The sequence below is a fragment of the Paenarthrobacter sp. FR1 genome (assembly GCF_051106045.1).
Taxonomy (GTDB): Bacteria; Actinomycetota; Actinomycetes; order Actinomycetales; family Micrococcaceae; genus Arthrobacter; species Arthrobacter nitroguajacolicus_A.
Window position 1 is genome coordinate 874454 of record NZ_JBPFSF010000001.1, and the last position, 16515, is coordinate 890968.

Below are 16515 nucleotides of genomic sequence, written 5' to 3' on the forward strand. Positions count from 1 at the left end.
TGCGCTCAAGACTTCATCGGTCCAGCCTGCCCGCGAAAAGCAGGCGCGTCAAGCCGGGACACCACTTGTGGCACCATTTGTCACGAAATGCCATTGCAGTGACACCACTATGGTGTCACTATGGTGTCATGCAGCTGAACCAATATGTCACCGCAGTCCAACGCCAACTGGACACCGCCGCAGAGGCCGGTGGCCCCGAGGCACGTGCGCTCAGCGAACGCCTGACCGCAGCACTGGAATCCACCATCAGGCTGGTCCTCCTGGAGGCCCTCTCCGACGCGGCGAACGAAATCACCTTGGAGCTGGCCCCCGGCTCGGTGGAGGTCAGGCTGCGCGGCCGCGAGCCGGAATTCGTGGTGAGCAATCCCGCCACGGCCAACGACTTCGAAGCCATGACCGAACAACCAAGACAGCCCACTCCTACGGCTGAGGATCTTGACGGCACCAGCACCTCCCGCACCACGTTGCGGCTCCCCGACCACCTCAAGCAGCAAGTCGAAGATGCAGCGGGCAAAGCGGGGCTGTCCGTGAATTCGTGGCTGATCCGAGCTGTCGCAGATGCCCTCAATGGCCGGCCAGCCCAGCGGAAAGAGCGCCACGAACCCGGCGAACAGAACTTCACAGGATGGGCACGCTGATGGCAACCTTCCAGACTCCGCGACCCATCGCCGTCGTGGTTGATGTTTCCGTCCGCGCCGACATCTGGGTGGTGGCACGGGACCGCGCAGACACCGAAGTCACTGTCCAGCCACGCAAGGCCAAACGCGCCCTGGACGCCAAGATGGCTGAGCAGACCACAGTGGACTACTCGGACGGTCGCTTGCAGGTCCGGCTTCATCCCGCGATCCGCCACACGTGGTTCAGCGACGGTGGCGCCGTGGAAGTCACAGTGGAAGTTCCCGTCGGCTGCAGCCTGGAGTTGAAGTCCGGCATGGGCGATCTCCACTGCGAAGGCGAATTCAGCACCGCTGACTTGAAGACCGACTTGGGCCACATCCGCATCGACCATTGCGGCGAGCTCCGTGCCCATACGGGTATGGGGGACGTCACGGTGGAACGCGCCTCAGGACGGTCAAGGATCAAGACTGGTTCAGGCAAGATCCGCATTCGGGAAATCGACGGTGTTGCCACGATCAAGAATGGCAATGGCAGCACTTACATCGTGGACGCCGCCGGCGAGCTCAGCGTCAGCGCCGCCAATGGCGACGTCGCCCTGGAACGGGCAGGAACATCCACCATCATCAAGGCATCCAACGGTGACATCACGGTTGGCGAAGTTTCTGCAGGCACCCTCACCGTCCAAACCGCAGCGGGCACGCTGTCCATCGGCGTGCGTGAAGGCACTGCGGCCTGGCTGGACCTCAACACCAAATATGGACGGGTACGCAACGCCCTCGACGCCACCCAGGGACCGGGCGGGTCTACGGACCAAGTGGAGATCCGCGCCCGCAACGCCTACGGCGACATCAAAGTAACGCGCTCGCCCGCCCCAGTCAGCTAGGGCGGCTCCAGCGGGCGGACCCACTTCGAGCAAAGGAGCCACCATGCAAGGCACCACCCCCGCAGCCATCAGCGTGACCGGGCTATGTAAGTCATATGGGACCAAGCAAGTTCTCGACGGCGTGGACCTCACCGTCCCGGCCGGCGCCATTTACGCCCTCCTTGGCCCCAACGGTGCCGGTAAGACCACCATGGTGCACATCCTCTCCACCCTCATTCGCGCTGACGGAGGCGAGGCTGCCGTGGGTGGCTTCGACGTGGTGGGACAGGCGGATGCGGTGCGCGGCAAGATCGGACTCACCGGACAATTCGCGGCCGTGGACAGCCTGCTGACGGGCGAAGAAAACCTCACCCTTATGGGCCGGCTCAGGCATTTCCCGCCGGATGACATCAAGCGCCGGACGGCGGAGCTGCTGGACCGTTTCGATCTCAAAGAGGCAGCCCGGAAGCCCCTGGCCACGTACTCCGGTGGAATGCAACGGCGCCTTGACCTGGCGATGACGCTCATGGGCGACCCCGACATCATCTTCCTGGACGAACCCACCACGGGCCTGGATCCGCGCAGCCGCCGCACAATGTGGGACATCATCCGTACCCTGGCGGCCAAGGGCGTCACTATTTTCCTGACCACCCAATATCTGGAAGAAGCCGATCAACTGGCCGACAGGATCGCCGTGCTGGACCAAGGCAGGATCGTTGCCGAGGGCACTCCGGCAGAGCTGAAGCGACTGGTGCCCGGCGGTCACTTCCGCCTCACTTTCGGTGACCTGCCAGCGCTGGAGCGTGCCGCCGTCGTGCTTGAACCTCAAAGCCGCGACGACGACTCCCTCACCTTGGACGTTGCGGGCGAGGACGGCGTCCGTGCCCTGAAAGACGTGCTGGACCGATTGGAGCGGGCTTCCGTGGAGGTTGTGGACCTATCGGTCCACACTCCCAATCTCGACGACGTTTTCCTCGCCCTGACAGGCCAGGCTCCCACCAATCCAGCCTCAACAGACCGGAAGGATGTCCTGCAATGAGTTCCCTCGGCTTCGCCGCCGCCGACGCTTCCACCATGCTTCGCCGCAACCTCAAGCACGTGGTCCGCTACCCGTCCATCCCCCTGTTCGTGGCCGGGATCCCGATTGTTTTCCTGCTCCTGTTTGTGTTCGTCCTGGGTGGGACCCTGGGATCAGGCATGGGCGGGACCCGGGACGATTACATTGCGTACATCGTGCCGGGCATCCTGATGCTGGCCCTAACCGGCAGCGCGCAGGGAACGGCGATCTCGGTGGCGACGGACATGACGGAAGGGATCGTTGCCCGTTTCCGCACCATGGCGATTTCCCGCGGCGCGGTACTCACCGGACATGTGCTGGGCAGCCTCATCCAAACCATGGCCGCCGTGCTTCTGGTGGCAGCCGTGGCTGTGCTGATCGGCTTCCACCCCACGGGATCCCCCGCAGGTTGGCTGGGTGCCTTCGGCATCCTGACACTCATCGCCTTCGCCATGACATGGCTGACCGTGGCAATGGGCATGAACGCCAAGAGCGTGGAAACTGCCAGCAACCAGCCCACGTTCCTGATGCTGATGCCGTTCCTGGGCAGCGGTTTTGTCCCCACGGACTCCATGCCGGATGGCCTGCGCTGGTTCGCCGATGTTCAGCCGTTCACGCCCTTCATCGAGAGCGTGCGCGGCTTGCTGATGGGCACGCCGGTAGCCGGCGGGACCATGGCGGCGACGCTCGTTTGGTGCGCCGTCATCAGCCTTGGCGGATACTTCTGGGCGCTGTGGCTCTACAACCGGAAATCGGTGCGCGGCTGATTCGGGCCGCCACCGCTACACCGCAGCGACGGCCCGCTTCCGGCGGGCTTTGGCCAGACGCGTTCCGATGAGCCCCTGGCGCGGGCTGAACAAATATACGACGGCGAACACCACACCTTGGGTGAGCACCACCATGGCCCCCGACGCCGTGTCCAAGTAATAACTGAGGTAGATGCCTGCCATGGAGCACACAACCGAGATGACAGGGGCGATGACCAGCATCCGGGAGAACCTGTCCGTCAGAAGGTAGGCCGTGGCGCCCGGGATGATCAGCATGGCCACCACCAGCACCACGCCCACGGTCTGCAGCGCCACCACTGAGGTCAGTGCAAGCAGGCCCAGGAGCAACGCACCGAGCCTCTTGGGTGAGAGGCCGATGGCGTGGGCGTGTGTGGGATCGAAAGCGTAGAGCGTGAGGTCACGGCGCTTGAGGATCAGGATGGCGAAAGCCACTACGCCCAGGACCACCACTTGGATCAGGTCCGGAACGCTGACGCCCAGCAGGTTGCCGAAGATGATGTGGTTCAGATCCGTTTGGCTTGGCGTCACGGAGATCAGCACCAGCCCGAGCGCGAACAGCGACGTGAACACGATCCCGATCGCCGCGTCTTCCTTAACTCGGCTGGTATTCCGGACCACGCCGATCAACGTCACCGCAATCAGTGCGAAGACCAGCGCACCCAGGGCGAACGGCGCCCCTACGATGTATGCCAGCACGACGCCGGGAAGCACCGCGTGCGAGACGGCGTCACCCATGAGGGACCAGCCGATGAGGACGAGCCAGCAGCTGAGCACGGCGCAGACGACGGCGGCTATGGCGGTGGTTGCGAGGGCCCGGACCATGAAGTCGTAGGTGAGCGGTTCCAGCAGGAAGTCCACGGCTAGCCCCTGTTCATGACGTCGAGGCCGAAGGCCATGGCCAGGTTTTCTGGTTGAAGGACGGTGTCCGGACTGCCATGCATAAGTACCTTGCGCATCAGGAGCACGGCTTCGTCGCAGAGTTGCGGAAGCGCGTGGAGGTCATGGGTGGAGATGAGGATGGTGGCGCCATTGTCCGCCAGTTCGCGCAGGAGCCTGGTGATGGTTGCCTCTGAGCGCTTGTCAACGCCCGCGAATGGTTCGTCCAGCAGCATCATGGTGGCACCTTGCGCGATGCCCCGAGCCACGAAGGCCCGCTTTTTCTGTCCGCCGGACAACTGCCCGATTTGCCGGTCCGCGAACTCGCTTAGTTCCACGCGCTCCAATGCATGGTCCACGGCTTCCCGGTCCGCCTTTCGCGGTCGGCGCGTGAAGCCGAGGTGCCCGTACCGGCCCATCATCACCACGTCGCGGACGGACAAGGGGAATGCCCAGTCAACATCCTCGCTTTGGGGGACATAGCCAATGCCGGCATCCTTGCGCATCTTCACAGGCGGTTCTCCGTTGATCAGCACACGTCCGGAATCCGGCTTAACCATGCCCATGATCACCTTGAACAGCGTGGACTTGCCTGAGCCGTTCATGCCCACGAGGCCACAGATCCGCGAGTGTTCCAAGGTCAGTGAAGCGGAGTCCAGGGCCAGGACCTCGCCATAGTGGACGGTGACGTTCTCTACAGCGATCGCGGGGGTGCTCATGATGTTCCTCCTGTGAGTGCCGTGGTGATGACCTTGGCGTCGTGGCGCATGAGGTCCAGGTAGGTGGGAACCGGCCCATCCGCCTCCGACAATGAATCGACGTAGAGAACGCCGCCGAATTTGGCGTTGGTTGCCCCGACCACTTGCTGCATGGGGGCGTCAGAGACCGTGGATTCGCAGAACACGGCCGGAACCTGGTTGTCCTTCACGAACTCGATGGCCCGGGTAATCTGCTGCGGCGTTGCTTGTTGCTCAGCGTTGACTGCCCAGATGTACACCTCCTTGAGTCCTGCATCGCGGGCGAGGTAGGAGAAGGCGCCTTCGCAGGTGACCAGGGCCCGCTGCTTTTCCGAAAGGACGGAGAGCTTGGACACCATCTCGTCCTGCACGGTTTGGAGTTGGGCGTTGTAGGCCTTGGCGTTGGCTTCAAACTCGGAGGCGTGGGCGGGATCCAACGTGGCGAACGCCTTGGCCATGTTGTCGGCGTAGATCTGGACGTTCTTGGGCGACATCCACGCGTGCGGATTGGGCTTGCCCTGATAGGAATCCTCGGCGATCGGCATGACCTCCACGCCATCGCTGACTACTGCGTGGGGCACGTCCAGGTCTTCCACGAACTGGGCGAACCACGCCTCAAGGTTGAGTCCGTTGTCCAGGATGAGGTCCGCTTGGGCGGCCTTCCGGATATCCCCAGGGGTGGGCTCATAGCCGTGGATTTCCGCGCCGGCCTTGGTGATGGACTCCACCCGGAGTTTGTCCCCGGCTACGTTCTTGGCCACGTCTGCCAGCACTGTGAATGTTGTGAGCACTACTGGCTTGTCATCACCTCCGGCGGGGGAGTTCCCGCCACAGGCGGAAACGCCCAGGGCAAGTGCAATGGCAATGAGGGCAGCAGCGAAACGGCGGACGTCTTTGGCGCGCCGAAACGAAAAGTTAGGCATACCGAAAAGTGTAACCAAGCGAGGGCGGGCCAGCAAAGCTAGGCTGGTCACATGGGCACTCTTTCCGGCACGGCACCTCTCTACCGATTCACTGCCCTCGACGCCATCGCGGTGGCCGCCTACTTGGGTTTCACCGCCTACTTCACCCTGGCCGGGGAGACTGTCGAAAGACTCATGGTGCAGCTCTTCGCCAACCCGGCCACAGCGTCCTATGCCGTCAACGCGGTCTTCTATGTCGGCGTCGGAATATTTGCGCTGGCCTCAGCGTGGCGGGTGGCTGGCCGCGACCTGAAGATCCTGGGCACTCGGCCCTGGTTCACCCTGGGCATGGTTCCACTGGCCATCGTAGTGATGCTGATCCTCACGGCAATCCTGGTGGCTGCCTTCGGGACTGCCCAGAGCTCCGAAAACCAACTGGGCATTCAGGGCCTGCTGCAACAAGTGCCCGCCTGGCTCATGGTTCCCCTGCTGGTGGTCCTGGGGCCCTTCGTCGAGGAGTACTTGTTCCGTCATCTCCTGATCGGCAAGCTCTCGCGCTATGTGAACATATGGATCTGCTGCGTGATTTCGGTGGTGGTCTTCGCATCCATCCACGTGATAGGCCGCGAAGGACTGGTGCTGTCCGCGTTGGCTCCATACCTGGGAATGGCCGTTGTGCTGGTGGGAGTTTATGTGTGGACGGGCAAGAACCTGATGTTCTCCTACTTTGTCCACGCCGCCAAGAACCTCATGGCCGTGGTCCTCATCTACGCAATCCCACCCCAGCTCCTGCCCAGCTAGGGGAACCCGGACGGAAGGTGACCGCATCACGCTACCCAGCCGCCCGCCGTCGGCATAGCGTCAAGGCATGACACTCAACATCCAGATAGCCGTCGACTGCAAGAAGCCCCACGAACTCGCCGACTGGTGGGCCGAGACACTCGAGTGGACCGTGGAACCCCAGGACGAGGCGTTCATCCGGTCCATGATCGAGCAAGGATTTGCCACCGAGGACCAGACCATCACGCACAACGGCAAGCTCGTCTGGGCCGAAGGCTGTGCGATCGTGCCCGCCGAAGACACCGATCCCAAGACGGGCCGCCGTATCCTCTTCCAGACCGATCCCAATCCCAAGACCGTCAAGAACCGGGTTCACTGGGACGTCAGACTGGATGGTCGGGACAAGGACGTGGTGCGGAAGGAACTGGAAGCGCGCGGGGCGAAGCACCTGTGGACCGCCAACCAAGGGCCGCATGAGTGGCACACCATGGCCGACCCCGAGGGCAATGAGTTCTGCATCAGCTGAGGCCATTACTAGACTCGGACTGTGAACACTGATCTTCCTGCCAAGGTTTCCGACATCTTTGACCCCTCGCGCTGGCGGGTTGTTTCCGGCTTCGACGACTTCAAGGACATGACCTACCACCGGCAGGTTGAGCGTTCATCGGACGGCACGGTCAAGGACCTTCCCACAGTCCGCATCGCCTTCAACCGTCCCGAAGTTCGCAACGCGTTCCGTCCCGGCACCGTCGATGAGCTCTACCGGGCCATGGACCACGCACGCATGACGCCGGACGTCGCCACCGTGCTCCTCACCGGCAACGGGCCCTCCGAGAAGGACGGCGGGCACTCGTTCTGTTCCGGTGGCGACCAGCGGATCCGGGGCCGTGATGGTTACAGGTACGCAGTAGAAGACGCCCCAGGAGACTCTGCGGAATTTATAGACCCCGCCCGCGCCGGTCGCCTCCACATCCTTGAAGTCCAGCGGCTCATGCGGACCATGCCCAAGGTAGTCATCGCAGTCGTCAACGGCTGGGCAGCAGGCGGCGGCCACTCGCTGCACGTCGTCAGCGACCTCACCATCGCCTCCCGCGAACACGGCAAGTTCAAGCAAACGGACGCCACGGTAGGAAGTTTCGACGCCGGATACGGCTCCGCGCTGCTGGCCCGCCAGATCGGGCAGAAAGCCGCGCGGGAGATCTTCTTCCTTGCCCGCGAATACTCGGCCGAGGATATGGTCCGCATGGGTGCCGTCAACGAGGCCGTGGACCACGAACGCCTCGAAGAAGTCGCCCTGGAGTACGCCGCCGACATCGCCCGCCAATCCCCGCAGGCCATCCGTATGCTCAAGTTCGCCTTCAACCTGGCCGATGATGGACTGGCCGGTCAGCAGGTCTTCGCCGGCGAAGCCACCCGCCTGGCCTACATGACCGATGAGGCCGTGGAGGGCAAGGAAGCGTTCCTCCAGAAGCGCGACCCCGACTGGTCCAACTTTCCCTACTACTTCTAGGACTCCTCCGTGGACATCGATCCCGTACTGAAAGCCCTGATGGCTGCCCTCCACGGCGAGGGCCCCGCCGTCGAAATCGTCCTGGATGATAACGGCGAGCCACGGGCGGTCCCGGTAGAGACCGGCGTCGAAGAGGCGGCCGTGGTGGTCCGTACCTCCGGTTCCACTGGGACGCCCAAAGCCACGGTCCTGACCGTCGACGCCCTCGCGGCGTCTTCCGTGTCCACCGCCATGGCGCTGCGCGGCGAAGGCCAGTGGCTGCTCGCGCTCCCCCTGCAGTACGTGGCGGGCATCCAGGTCCTGGTCCGCTCGCTCTACGCGGGAACCCGGCCGTGGGTGATGGACCAGACCAACGGTTTCACTCCGGAGGCGTTCACAGCCGCAGCCGAGGAACTGACGGACAAGATCCGGTTCACGTCGCTGGTACCCACGCAATTGCAACGGCTCCTGGACTCCCCCGCGCCCGAAACCCTCGCCGTGCTGCGCCGCTTCAACGCCATCCTGCTGGGGGGCGCACCAGCATCGCCCGTCCTCCTGGCAGCCGCCCATGCGGAGGGACTGAAGGTGGTCACCACCTACGGCTCAGCCGAAACGTGCGGCGGGTGCGTGTACGACGGCGAGCCGCTGGACGGCGTCGAAGTCCGCATCGGTGACGGCGAACTGGAAGGCCGCGTCCTGCTGGGTGGCGACACTGTTGCTGCCGGGTACCTGGACGCTGCCCGCGCGTCAAAAGCTGCGTTCTTCGAGGAGGACGGCGTCCGCTGGTACATCACCGGGGACCTCGGTGAGCTGTCCGACGACGGCAAGCTCACCGTCCTTGGCCGCGCCGACGACGTCATCATCACCGGCGGCGTCAAGGCTTCCGCTGCGTACATCCAAAGCAAGCTTGAAGAGCTCGACGGCGTCACCGCGGCTTTCGTGGCCGGCGTCCCGTCCCGCGAGTGGGGCCAAGCCGTTGCGGCTTATGTGGCCGTGACCGACCCCAGCCCGGAAGGCATCAAGGGTTTCACGGCCCACCGAGAGGCCGCACTGGGTGTTTTGGCGCCCAAGACCGTGCTCGCTGAGAAGGAATTGCTCATGCTGCCCAACGGAAAACCGGACCGGCTGGCCATGATTGACCTGCTTTCCACCCTGCATCAGGGACAATAGACAAGTTCTCCCCTCCCGAACCTGACTAAGATCAAACGCGAAATACACGAGGTACTACACGTGGCGACAGCTGCACAATGGATTCAAGGAGCCCGGCTCCGCACACTGCCCGCGGCCATCGCGCCCGTCCTGATCGGTTCGGCAGCGGCGTACGAGCTCCAAGCGTTCAGGTTGCCGAACGCGATCCTGGCTGCACTGGTGGCGTTGCTGCTCCAAATCGGCGTCAACTACGCCAACGACTACTCCGACGGCATCCGCGGTACCGACGAAGACCGCGTGGGACCGTTGCGACTGGTCGGGTCCGGTGCAGCTAAGCCGGAGCAGGTGAAGTGGGCTGCGTTTGCATTGTTCGGAGCGGCCATGGTCTGTGGCCTCATCCTGGTGATCATCACCCAGACGTGGTGGCTGATCCTGGTGGGCATCGGCTGTGTCCTGGCGGCCTGGGGTTACACGGGCGGCAAGAACCCTTACGGTTACATGGGCTTGGGCGACGTCTTTGTCTTCGTCTTCTTTGGACTGGTGGCCACGCTCGGCACCACCTATACGCAGGCCGGTCAGGTGAGCCTGGCGGCGGTCATTGGCGCCATTGGTACAGGGCTGATCGCCTGCGCCCTGCTGATGGCCAACAATGTCAGGGACATTCCCACGGACACGGCTGCTGGAAAACGGACCCTGGCAGTGCGGCTCGGAGACCGGCACGCCCGCGAGAGCTACGTGCTGATGCTGGCCGTCGCCATCCTGCTGGTGATCGTCCTGGCACCCACCAAGCCGTGGATGCTGATCGTCCTGCTGCTGATCCCCGCGTGCCTGATGCCGGCTTGGCTCATGGTGAACGGCAAGAAGCGCAAGAGCCTCATTCCGGTGCTCAAGCAAACCGGCCTGATCAACCTCGGCTACAGCCTGCTTTTCTCGCTGGGCCTGATCCTGAGCCACGGCTTCTAAACTTCACAACAGCGAACGCCCCTCAGAAATGTTCTGGGGGGCGTTCGCTGGTTAACATCCTTAGGCTGTGCCCGGACGCTTGTCGTTGTTGACGGCGATATCCGGGTTCTTCTCCACCAAGCCATCCTCCGCGGCGGCGTCTTCAACCTCGCCGGCGGTCCGGATGGGCTTGGCCCGCCCGGAGAAGCGCTCGCGCATGGCAGCCGTGGCGGCGTCGCGCTGTTTCTGGAAGAACAGGTAGCTGATGGCGAAGGCCATGAGTCCTGCGAAGATGGCCGCAGGCAGCAGACCCACCTGCAAGAGAGCGAAGATAATGAACAACGGCACGAACAGCGCCAGACGGATGAGGGAATACTTCAGGAAAGCCACCATCCAAGTTTAGCCGCCCGGATGGTTGCACTCTGATCACGGCCACAAGAGGGCATCCGGTGAATGCTCTCCGGCGACTAGACTTGGTGCATGCCCCGCGTTATAGGTGTCGTCGTAGTCCTGGTCATCTTCGTCTATGCCCTGGTGGATGTCATCCGCACGGACCGTCACCAAACCCGCGGTATTTCCAAAACCGCGTGGATCATTGTGATGATCCTCTTGCCGTTGCTGGGCGCCATCCTTTGGTTCATCTTCGGACGCCCCTATGGCCGGCCCACGGCCCAGCCAATCCGCCGCCATCCCACCGCCCCGGACGACGACCCCGAGTTCCTCCGCAACTTGGAAATTCGCCGACGCCAGCAGGCGGAGGATGAGCGCTTGAAGAAGCTTAAAGCCGAACACGATGCCAAGGAACGCGACGGAAAGTCTTCCGACGGCACAGGCGAAGCCAAGCGTGGCGAGCCGGACCCTCACGATACCGACGAGCTGAAGTAGGCAAACATGGCCCAGCAAGCTGATGGTTCCCGGCAGTCACCTTCCTCAACACCATCAGCCAGCGGGCCAGCCATGCCCCCAGCACCACCGCCCCGCCCCGGGATGTCCCTGTCCTCACCGCCGCCCATAGCCGCGGTGGTCAGGCCGCCGGGTCCTGCACGCCTGTCCCGGTCCTTGTGGGTGGCGAGCTTCGTGGCAGGGATCGCCGTGGTGGTCACTGGTTTCCTGGGCCGTGACGCCCAGTTTGAACGCCTCAAGGGCGTCCTGGGAACCATGGTTCCCGACGGCGGCGCCGAGGCAGTCGAGGGCACCACCGCCGTCGTGTTCCTGGGAAGCCTCGCCATGCTTGCCCTGGTGGTGGCGATGGAAGCCGTCCTGCTGGCGGTGCTCTTCAAACGCCGGCTATGGGCTCGGTGGGCCTTGGCTCCGTTGGTGCTCCTGCATGCTGTGGTCACCGTGATCACGGCGGACTTCGTGGTGGCTCCAGGGGCCGACGGAGTTTTGGCAATTGCGCTGCTGGCGGCCCAATTCATCCTTGCCGCGGCCGGGTTGATCCTGCTGTTCCTCCCGTCAACCACCACCTGGTTGCTCAGCGAGCGGCGGGCATAGCTGCCAACATCCCTTCGCAACTGCGAAGGACCACCCGGCAGGCGTCCAGCGCCGTCGGCTCAGTCAGCGGGTTTTCCGCGATCAACCGCCAACGATTCAGCGCGCTCCGCGCCGCGTCGCTGATGTCGACGGGACCAGCTTCCGGGGCCAAGCCAAGCCGCAGGGCTGGGCCGCTGCCGCGTCCACCCACCAAGCGTTCGGCTTCCGCTTCCCGTTCTTCACCCAGCCCAACGCCACCTGTGCGCAGCGTCGCCAGGAGCTTCAACTCCCTGAACTCATGGGCACCGGCTTGAAGCCGCTCCAACGCCGCTTCCAGCGGTGCGGTGCGCTCCTTGGGTGAGTCGCGCAGCAATGACTCCAAACCAACGACGGCGGCCCGTGCCTTGAGCGCGCCAGCCCGCGATTGAAAGAGGTACCCCACGGTGTCGAGCAGTACGCCCAAGCCGCTGCGCCGTGCGAGATCGTGGGCCAACTCAGTGGGATTGTTGGTTCCGCCCCGGATCAGGGCAACGCCAAGGCGGATCCCGAACAGTCCGAACCTTTGGACCAAGGAGGCTTTGGTGGCGGGGTCGAGTCCTGCAGGCTCCGTGATTCGCACAAAACGGTCTGCGGACAGCATCATGCGTTCCCGCTGGTTCCTGTCCAGCTGTGCCAACAGCATCAACGCCTCAAAATCCGATTGGCGCATGGTCCGTGAGCTTTGCGCCAACAGTCCGGCTACGGGGACTACACCCAGTGCGAGGGGCTTGAGGTTCTGGTCCCGGCTGTACCTGTCGGCGATGACGGCCGCGGAGATCAGGGAATCGATCCTTCCGGCACCGATCTCGTCCGCCCTGGAGAGGACGGCCAAGGCGTTCACGGTACCGGATTGCCCCGCGGCGGTGTCTTTGAAGGACTCCAGGAAACGAACGTCGGAAGCGTGCAGGTGTCGCATGAGGTAGATGACGGCGTCTGCCGCCGCGGGAGCATCTTCCGGGAGGAGGAATGCCGTGGACCGGCTGGACACGTCCTGCGACAACGAGGCAATGCCAGGGGTATCGATCAGCGTGAGGTCACGCAGGCCGGCCGATGGCCAATCAACAACGAGCCGCTCCACGTCCCGTGCTTGGTATCCCCCCAAGGAAAACACCAAGCGGCCGTTCTCGCGGGTCACCGGCAGCGACTGCGGCCCGCCCACGAAGGGATAGAGCGTAATGCGGGGCGTGTGCCCATACCGATACCACGTGACGATCCTGGTGCACTCCCCAGCATCGGTGGGTGCTATTTCCTCCCCGATGATCGCGTTGAGGAGGGTCGACTTGCCGGCCTTGACCATGCCCGCCACGGCAATGCGGAGCGGCCCCGCAAGCCTGTCGTCGAGCTCGTCCAGCACGGCCAGCGCTGCAGCATCGTCCTGGAAGACGTCCCTTGCCTGCCGGAGCAGGTCTGAGGCTCCGGCGATGCCTGCCTCAGTCATCCCGCCGGTACCGCCGATTGCGTGGTGGGCGCACCTTGTTGCGCCGGTGGAACGTCCTGCAGTTGCTGCGCGGCCTTGCCCAGCGCGTCCACGGACTTGAGTTGGCTTCGTATCTCCTTGATCCTCAGGTCCCGTTCCACGGCATACGTCGCTGCAGCCTTCTGGGCGGCAGCCACGGATTCCGTGAGGGAGCGGTGATGCTCTTCGGCGATCTCGGTGAAGTGGTCACGCGTGGCGCGCTGGACCATCCGCAGCCTGTCTTTGAGTTGCTTTCCCACCTGGAACACCACGTCATCCACTTGTTTGCGGACCAGGACCTTAGCCTCCGCCTGACGCCGCTTCAACCGGGCTTCCTGTTCCTCCCTGTAGGCCTTCCTGCCCAGTAGGAGCCCCGCACCCACAGACAGGGGGTTGATGAGGGCCATTCCAAAAATACCGGTCAGGAGGCCGAACATCAGGACTCCACCGTAGGACCCTCGCATGCCAATCAGCACCTTCTGCAACGGACCCAGTCGCCCGTCCTCCATGCCCTGCAGATCGGCCACCGGGTCCAGTACCCCTCCCGTGTCGGCCACCTTCAGTGCCGGAAGGGCAACCTCTTCCTCGGAGAAATGCTCCGCAACCTGGCCGGCCAACCATTGGGACCGCTCGCTTGTCCATACGAACGTTTCGGACACTGCCGAGGCTGTGCTCTGTTCCAGCCACTGGGTGAACTGTTCCCAGGCCGGGCCGGGGTCGCCGTTGTCTATGGCTGTTTCGGCTTCGCGTTGGATCCGGCGAAGCCTGTCCTTCAAGTCGTATTCCATGTCTGCTATGAGGTCTCCGATGCCGTCGTTGAGGGTGATCTGCCATCGGGCGGAACGCTTGCGGAGGGCATCGGCGTCCTCCTTCGCAGCCTTAAGGTCCGCGATCATTTGCGGGGTTCCCTCGGGATTCTCCAAGGCTCCGAGCTCCGATTGCAGGGCCAGGCTCAGGTGCTCCGTCACAGACAGGATGTCGTGGCCAACGGAGCGTCGCTGAATCCGTGCGGCACCGCCCACCACTGTGTTCCGCAGGTACCCGATCAGTGCGGGAAAGCCGGATTCTTCGTTGAGTTCGGTGTCCTGGAGCCGCGCTGCCTGGAGCCGCAGCTCGGAGGAGACCGGAAACAACGGCACCTCCGGCGCCACATCGGCCAGGTGCCGCTTATCCAGATCCGCGATCTGCCGCCAACTCGGATAGAGATCGGTTTTGGACAGCACGCAGACAACGTTGGGACTGATGCGCATGGCCTGGCCAAGGAATCGCATTTCCGGTTCGGTGTATTCCTGGGAAGCGTCGGAGACGAACACCATTGCGTGCGCTGAGGGCAGTGCCGTCAGGGTGGTCAGGGTGTGTGTTGAACCCAGGCCGCCAACGCCTGGAGAGTCCACAATGGACAATCCGCCTGCGAGCAGCTTTCGCGGGAGCGAGACTTCGGCCGCCACGATGTTTTTCGTATTTCCCGGATTACCCTTCTCCGACACATACTCCGCGAGGTCGTCCAGTTGGACGGGTTGCCGTTCAAGCCCGGCTTCGGCTCCAGCGACGTCACCTTCCACCCCGCCATCGGCCCGGTTTCCGTCCTGGCCGGGAACCAGGACTACGGCCGACGCCGGGTCCCCCTGCCGTACGACCGTGGGCACGGAGGTGGCAATGTCGTCATCCACCGGGCACACTGGGGCGTTGACCAAGGCATTGATGAGCTGGCTCTTGCCTTGCTTGAACTCTCCCACCACGATCACGCGGACGCTGGGATCCTGCAGGCGCTTGAGGGTGTTCTCCAACCGCCGCCTCAGGTCGTTCCTCTCCCCCACCAAGGCCATGGCCTGCTGCACCAACGTGGTCATGTTTACTGATTCCGCCACGGTCTGTCCTTTGCTCGCTGCCGGTGTGCTTCCGGGAGGCCACGAAGTGCCCGGCAAACGGTTTTCCGCCTGCCGGGCACTGCTGGGGTGTCGCGTCGTAGATCGCTACGCCATCTGGAACACGGTGTTCCTAGTCGATGTCCACGTCGTTCTTGGCCACGACGATCGAATCGTCAATGTCGTTGTATTCGACATCAACATCGAGCTCGTTGTCGGCAATGACGGTGTTGTCCTCCACGTTGGTGTAGTCCACATCCAACTCGTTGTCCTGGATAACCGTGGAATCGTAGTTGACCTGCACGTCTTCGACGTCGATTTCCTTGGAGTTGTCGATTTCCAGTTCGTTGTCCTGGACCACGATGGACTCGTTGATGAGCTGAACGTCCTCGACGTCCACGTCAGTGGAGTTGTCGTTGAACGAGTCGGCCACGTTGACGGAGTTGTCCGAATTATCCGAGTTGTCCGAATTGTCCACCGAGTTGTCATTGAACGAATCCGAAACATTGACGGAGTTGTCCGAGTTGTCGGTGTTGGTGGAGTTGTCTTCGTTGAAGGAGTCCTCGATGTCGACGTCAACGTCAACGTCCGTGTTGTAGGAGTCGTCCGTGTTGTAGGAGTCCTTGGTCACCGAGTGATCGTCGTTGAACGAATCCTTGACCTCGATGTCGGTGTTGCCAATTTCGACGTCCCCATCGCCCGACTCGTTGACGTTCACCGAGTTGTCCGTTGAGTGGTCATCGTTGTTGGTGGTGGTTGTGTTGCCGGAGTCCTTGACGTCGTCGCCGGCAGCGATGGCTCCGTCACCGGAGGCAACAACTGCGTCCTGGTTGAAGAGCTGCGTGACATCACCGTCGGCCCAGATATTCTGGTTGACCGACTGATCGGTGATGGTGTCCCGGTCGTCGATGTTGGTGGTGTAGGAGTAGTTGTTCACCACGTGCACCAGTTGCTGAACAGCGTGAGCGTGGTCGTCCCAATCACCACCGCCGCCACCGCCACCACCGTGGCCGTGATCGTCGTCGTCATCATGGCCGTCCCAGCCACCGCCGCCACCGCCACCACCGTGGCCGTGATCGTCGTCGTCATCATGGCCGTCCCAGCCACCGCCGCCACCGCCACCGCCATGGCCGTGATCGTCGTCGTCATCATGGCCGTCCCAGCCACCGCCGCCACCGCCACCACCGTGGCCATGATCGTCATCGGGACGTCCACCGCCGCCAGTGGAGCCGTGATTGCCGCCGGTGTTGTATTCCCGGTCAAACGACGAACGTGCGTTGATGGGTGCATAGTCCAGGACCACCGGACGAGCTGCGTCGACGTCTGCCGAGGAAACGTCCCGGAGTCCAGCTGCGGCGAGGGCCGCTTCCGGATCACGCACGAAATCTTCGGCTGCGTCAGGATCGTTGAACAGGCTCATCAGGAACTGCACGAGCTGTTGTGCGAGTGTAGGCATTGGATTGCTCCCTCAAATTCTGTGGT

The 16515-nt window shown here is 63.2% G+C and carries 18 protein-coding genes; 11 read left to right on the forward strand and 7 right to left on the reverse strand.

Annotated elements, in window-relative coordinates:
• Window positions 1-128 precede the first annotated feature (128 nt).
• Genes ACR30Z_RS04055 through ACR30Z_RS04070 form a run of 4 tightly spaced genes read left to right on the forward strand, consistent with a single transcriptional unit; the run spans window position 129 to window position 3304 of the window.
• Window positions 129-638 (forward strand): histidine kinase, encoded by a 510-nt coding sequence (locus tag ACR30Z_RS04055; protein WP_434371307.1) that lies wholly within the window; start codon window positions 129-131, stop codon window positions 636-638.
• Complete coding sequence (locus ACR30Z_RS04060) at window positions 638-1501, forward strand: DUF4097 family beta strand repeat-containing protein (protein WP_144650756.1); 864 nt, start codon at window positions 638-640, stop codon at window positions 1499-1501. Before ACR30Z_RS04055 ends, ACR30Z_RS04060 begins: the two co-directional genes overlap by 1 nt.
• A gap of 43 nt (window positions 1502-1544) precedes the next feature.
• Complete coding sequence (locus ACR30Z_RS04065) at window positions 1545-2519, forward strand: ATP-binding cassette domain-containing protein (protein ID WP_434371308.1); 975 nt, start codon at window positions 1545-1547, stop codon at window positions 2517-2519.
• Window positions 2516-3304 (forward strand): ABC transporter permease, encoded by a 789-nt coding sequence (locus tag ACR30Z_RS04070; RefSeq protein ID WP_434371309.1) that lies wholly within the window; start codon window positions 2516-2518, stop codon window positions 3302-3304. The genes ACR30Z_RS04065 and ACR30Z_RS04070 overlap by 4 nt, the downstream gene beginning before the upstream one ends.
• Window positions 3305-3319: 15 nt before the next feature.
• Here the strand turns inward: ACR30Z_RS04070 and ACR30Z_RS04075 are convergent, their stop codons facing one another.
• From ACR30Z_RS04075 to ACR30Z_RS04085, 3 genes are read right to left on the reverse strand one after another with little or no spacing between them, the layout of a single operon-like run.
• Window positions 3320-4183, reverse strand: a complete 864-nt coding sequence (locus ACR30Z_RS04075; protein ID WP_144650765.1) for a metal ABC transporter permease — start codon at window positions 4181-4183, stop codon at window positions 3320-3322.
• Window positions 4184-4185: 2 nt separating this feature from the next.
• Window positions 4186-4920 carry a metal ABC transporter ATP-binding protein gene (locus tag ACR30Z_RS04080; RefSeq protein WP_144650767.1) on the reverse strand — a complete coding sequence of 245 codons (735 nt, stop codon included), beginning with the start codon at window positions 4918-4920 and terminating at the stop codon, window positions 4186-4188.
• The gene (locus tag ACR30Z_RS04085) at window positions 4917-5861 is read right to left on the reverse strand and encodes a metal ABC transporter substrate-binding protein (RefSeq protein WP_144650770.1); all 945 of its coding nucleotides are present in this window, start codon (window positions 5859-5861) and stop codon (window positions 4917-4919) included. Before ACR30Z_RS04085 ends, ACR30Z_RS04080 begins: the two co-directional genes overlap by 4 nt.
• 51 nt (window positions 5862-5912) lie before the next feature.
• On the opposite strand from ACR30Z_RS04085, the gene ACR30Z_RS04090 reads away from it, so the two are divergent.
• The 5 genes from ACR30Z_RS04090 (at window position 5913) to ACR30Z_RS04110 (ending at window position 10221) form a co-directional block, all read left to right on the forward strand.
• A complete protein-coding gene (locus ACR30Z_RS04090; protein WP_434371310.1) occupies window positions 5913-6641 on the forward strand; it encodes a lysostaphin resistance A-like protein in 729 nt (242 codons plus the stop codon).
• 67 nt (window positions 6642-6708) lie between these two features.
• Window positions 6709-7146, forward strand: a complete 438-nt coding sequence (locus ACR30Z_RS04095; RefSeq protein WP_144650776.1) for a VOC family protein — start codon at window positions 6709-6711, stop codon at window positions 7144-7146.
• 21 nt (window positions 7147-7167) lie between these two features.
• Window positions 7168-8130 (forward strand): 1,4-dihydroxy-2-naphthoyl-CoA synthase, encoded by a 963-nt coding sequence (locus ACR30Z_RS04100; protein ID WP_144650779.1) that lies wholly within the window; start codon window positions 7168-7170, stop codon window positions 8128-8130.
• Window positions 8131-8139: 9 nt separating this feature from the next.
• Window positions 8140-9279, forward strand: coding sequence for an AMP-binding protein (locus ACR30Z_RS04105; RefSeq protein ID WP_434371311.1), 1140 nt, complete (start codon window positions 8140-8142; stop codon window positions 9277-9279).
• Window positions 9280-9339: 60 nt separating this feature from the next.
• Window positions 9340-10221 (forward strand): 1,4-dihydroxy-2-naphthoate polyprenyltransferase, encoded by an 882-nt coding sequence (locus ACR30Z_RS04110; RefSeq protein WP_144650785.1) that lies wholly within the window; start codon window positions 9340-9342, stop codon window positions 10219-10221.
• A gap of 60 nt (window positions 10222-10281) precedes the next feature.
• Here ACR30Z_RS04110 and ACR30Z_RS04115 read toward each other — a convergent pair whose 3' ends face one another.
• Window positions 10282-10593: a DUF4229 domain-containing protein gene (locus tag ACR30Z_RS04115; RefSeq protein WP_434371312.1), complete on the reverse strand. Its 312-nt coding sequence runs from the start codon at window positions 10591-10593 to the stop codon at window positions 10282-10284.
• Window positions 10594-10680: 87 nt separating this feature from the next.
• Here ACR30Z_RS04115 and ACR30Z_RS04120 point away from each other — a divergent pair, with 87 nt between their 5' ends.
• Both ACR30Z_RS04120 and ACR30Z_RS04125 read left to right on the forward strand, forming a co-directional pair.
• On the forward strand, window positions 10681-11085 hold the full coding sequence (locus ACR30Z_RS04120) for a PLDc N-terminal domain-containing protein (RefSeq protein WP_144650791.1): 405 nt from the start codon (window positions 10681-10683) through the stop codon (window positions 11083-11085).
• A gap of 6 nt (window positions 11086-11091) precedes the next feature.
• Entirely contained in the window at window positions 11092-11694 is a 603-nt protein-coding gene (locus ACR30Z_RS04125; protein WP_144650794.1) for a hypothetical protein, read from the forward strand.
• On the opposite strand, the gene ACR30Z_RS04130 is transcribed toward ACR30Z_RS04125, so the two are convergent.
• The 3 genes from ACR30Z_RS04130 to ACR30Z_RS04140 form a co-directional block, all read right to left on the reverse strand.
• Window positions 11675-13150 (reverse strand): dynamin family protein, encoded by a 1476-nt coding sequence (locus ACR30Z_RS04130; protein ID WP_434371313.1) that lies wholly within the window; start codon window positions 13148-13150, stop codon window positions 11675-11677. The genes ACR30Z_RS04125 and ACR30Z_RS04130 overlap by 20 nt on opposite strands.
• On the reverse strand, window positions 13147-15036 hold the full coding sequence (locus ACR30Z_RS04135) for a dynamin family protein (protein WP_434371314.1): 1890 nt from the start codon (window positions 15034-15036) through the stop codon (window positions 13147-13149). Before ACR30Z_RS04135 ends, ACR30Z_RS04130 begins: the two co-directional genes overlap by 4 nt.
• 130 nt (window positions 15037-15166) lie before the next feature.
• On the reverse strand, window positions 15167-16489 hold the full coding sequence (locus tag ACR30Z_RS04140) for an IniB N-terminal domain-containing protein (RefSeq protein WP_434371315.1): 1323 nt from the start codon (window positions 16487-16489) through the stop codon (window positions 15167-15169).
• Between the last annotated feature and the right edge of the window lie 26 nt (window positions 16490-16515).

Excerpts from the sequence above, each read along its gene's own strand:
- ACR30Z_RS04055 (WP_434371307.1), top strand. The coding sequence starts at position 129 with ATGCAGCTGAACCAATATGTCACCGCAGTCCAACGCCAACTGGACACC.
- ACR30Z_RS04060 (WP_144650756.1), top strand. The coding sequence starts at position 638 with ATGGCAACCTTCCAGACTCCGCGACCCATCGCCGTCGTGGTTGATGTT.
- ACR30Z_RS04065 (WP_434371308.1), top strand. The coding sequence starts at position 1,545 with ATGCAAGGCACCACCCCCGCAGCCATCAGCGTGACCGGGCTATGTAAG.
- ACR30Z_RS04070 (WP_434371309.1), top strand. The coding sequence starts at position 2,516 with ATGAGTTCCCTCGGCTTCGCCGCCGCCGACGCTTCCACCATGCTTCGC.
- ACR30Z_RS04080 (WP_144650767.1), bottom strand. The coding sequence starts at position 4,920 with ATGAGCACCCCCGCGATCGCTGTAGAGAACGTCACCGTCCACTATGGC.
- ACR30Z_RS04085 (WP_144650770.1), bottom strand. The coding sequence starts at position 5,861 with ATGCCTAACTTTTCGTTTCGGCGCGCCAAAGACGTCCGCCGTTTCGCT.
- ACR30Z_RS04090 (WP_434371310.1), top strand. The coding sequence starts at position 5,913 with ATGGGCACTCTTTCCGGCACGGCACCTCTCTACCGATTCACTGCCCTC.
- ACR30Z_RS04095 (WP_144650776.1), top strand. The coding sequence starts at position 6,709 with ATGACACTCAACATCCAGATAGCCGTCGACTGCAAGAAGCCCCACGAA.
- ACR30Z_RS04115 (WP_434371312.1), bottom strand. The coding sequence starts at position 10,593 with ATGGTGGCTTTCCTGAAGTATTCCCTCATCCGTCTGGCGCTGTTCGTG.
- ACR30Z_RS04120 (WP_144650791.1), top strand. The coding sequence starts at position 10,681 with ATGCCCCGCGTTATAGGTGTCGTCGTAGTCCTGGTCATCTTCGTCTAT.
- ACR30Z_RS04125 (WP_144650794.1), top strand. The coding sequence starts at position 11,092 with ATGGCCCAGCAAGCTGATGGTTCCCGGCAGTCACCTTCCTCAACACCA.
- ACR30Z_RS04130 (WP_434371313.1), bottom strand. The coding sequence starts at position 13,150 with ATGACTGAGGCAGGCATCGCCGGAGCCTCAGACCTGCTCCGGCAGGCA.
- ACR30Z_RS04140 (WP_434371315.1), bottom strand. The coding sequence starts at position 16,489 with ATGCCTACACTCGCACAACAGCTCGTGCAGTTCCTGATGAGCCTGTTC.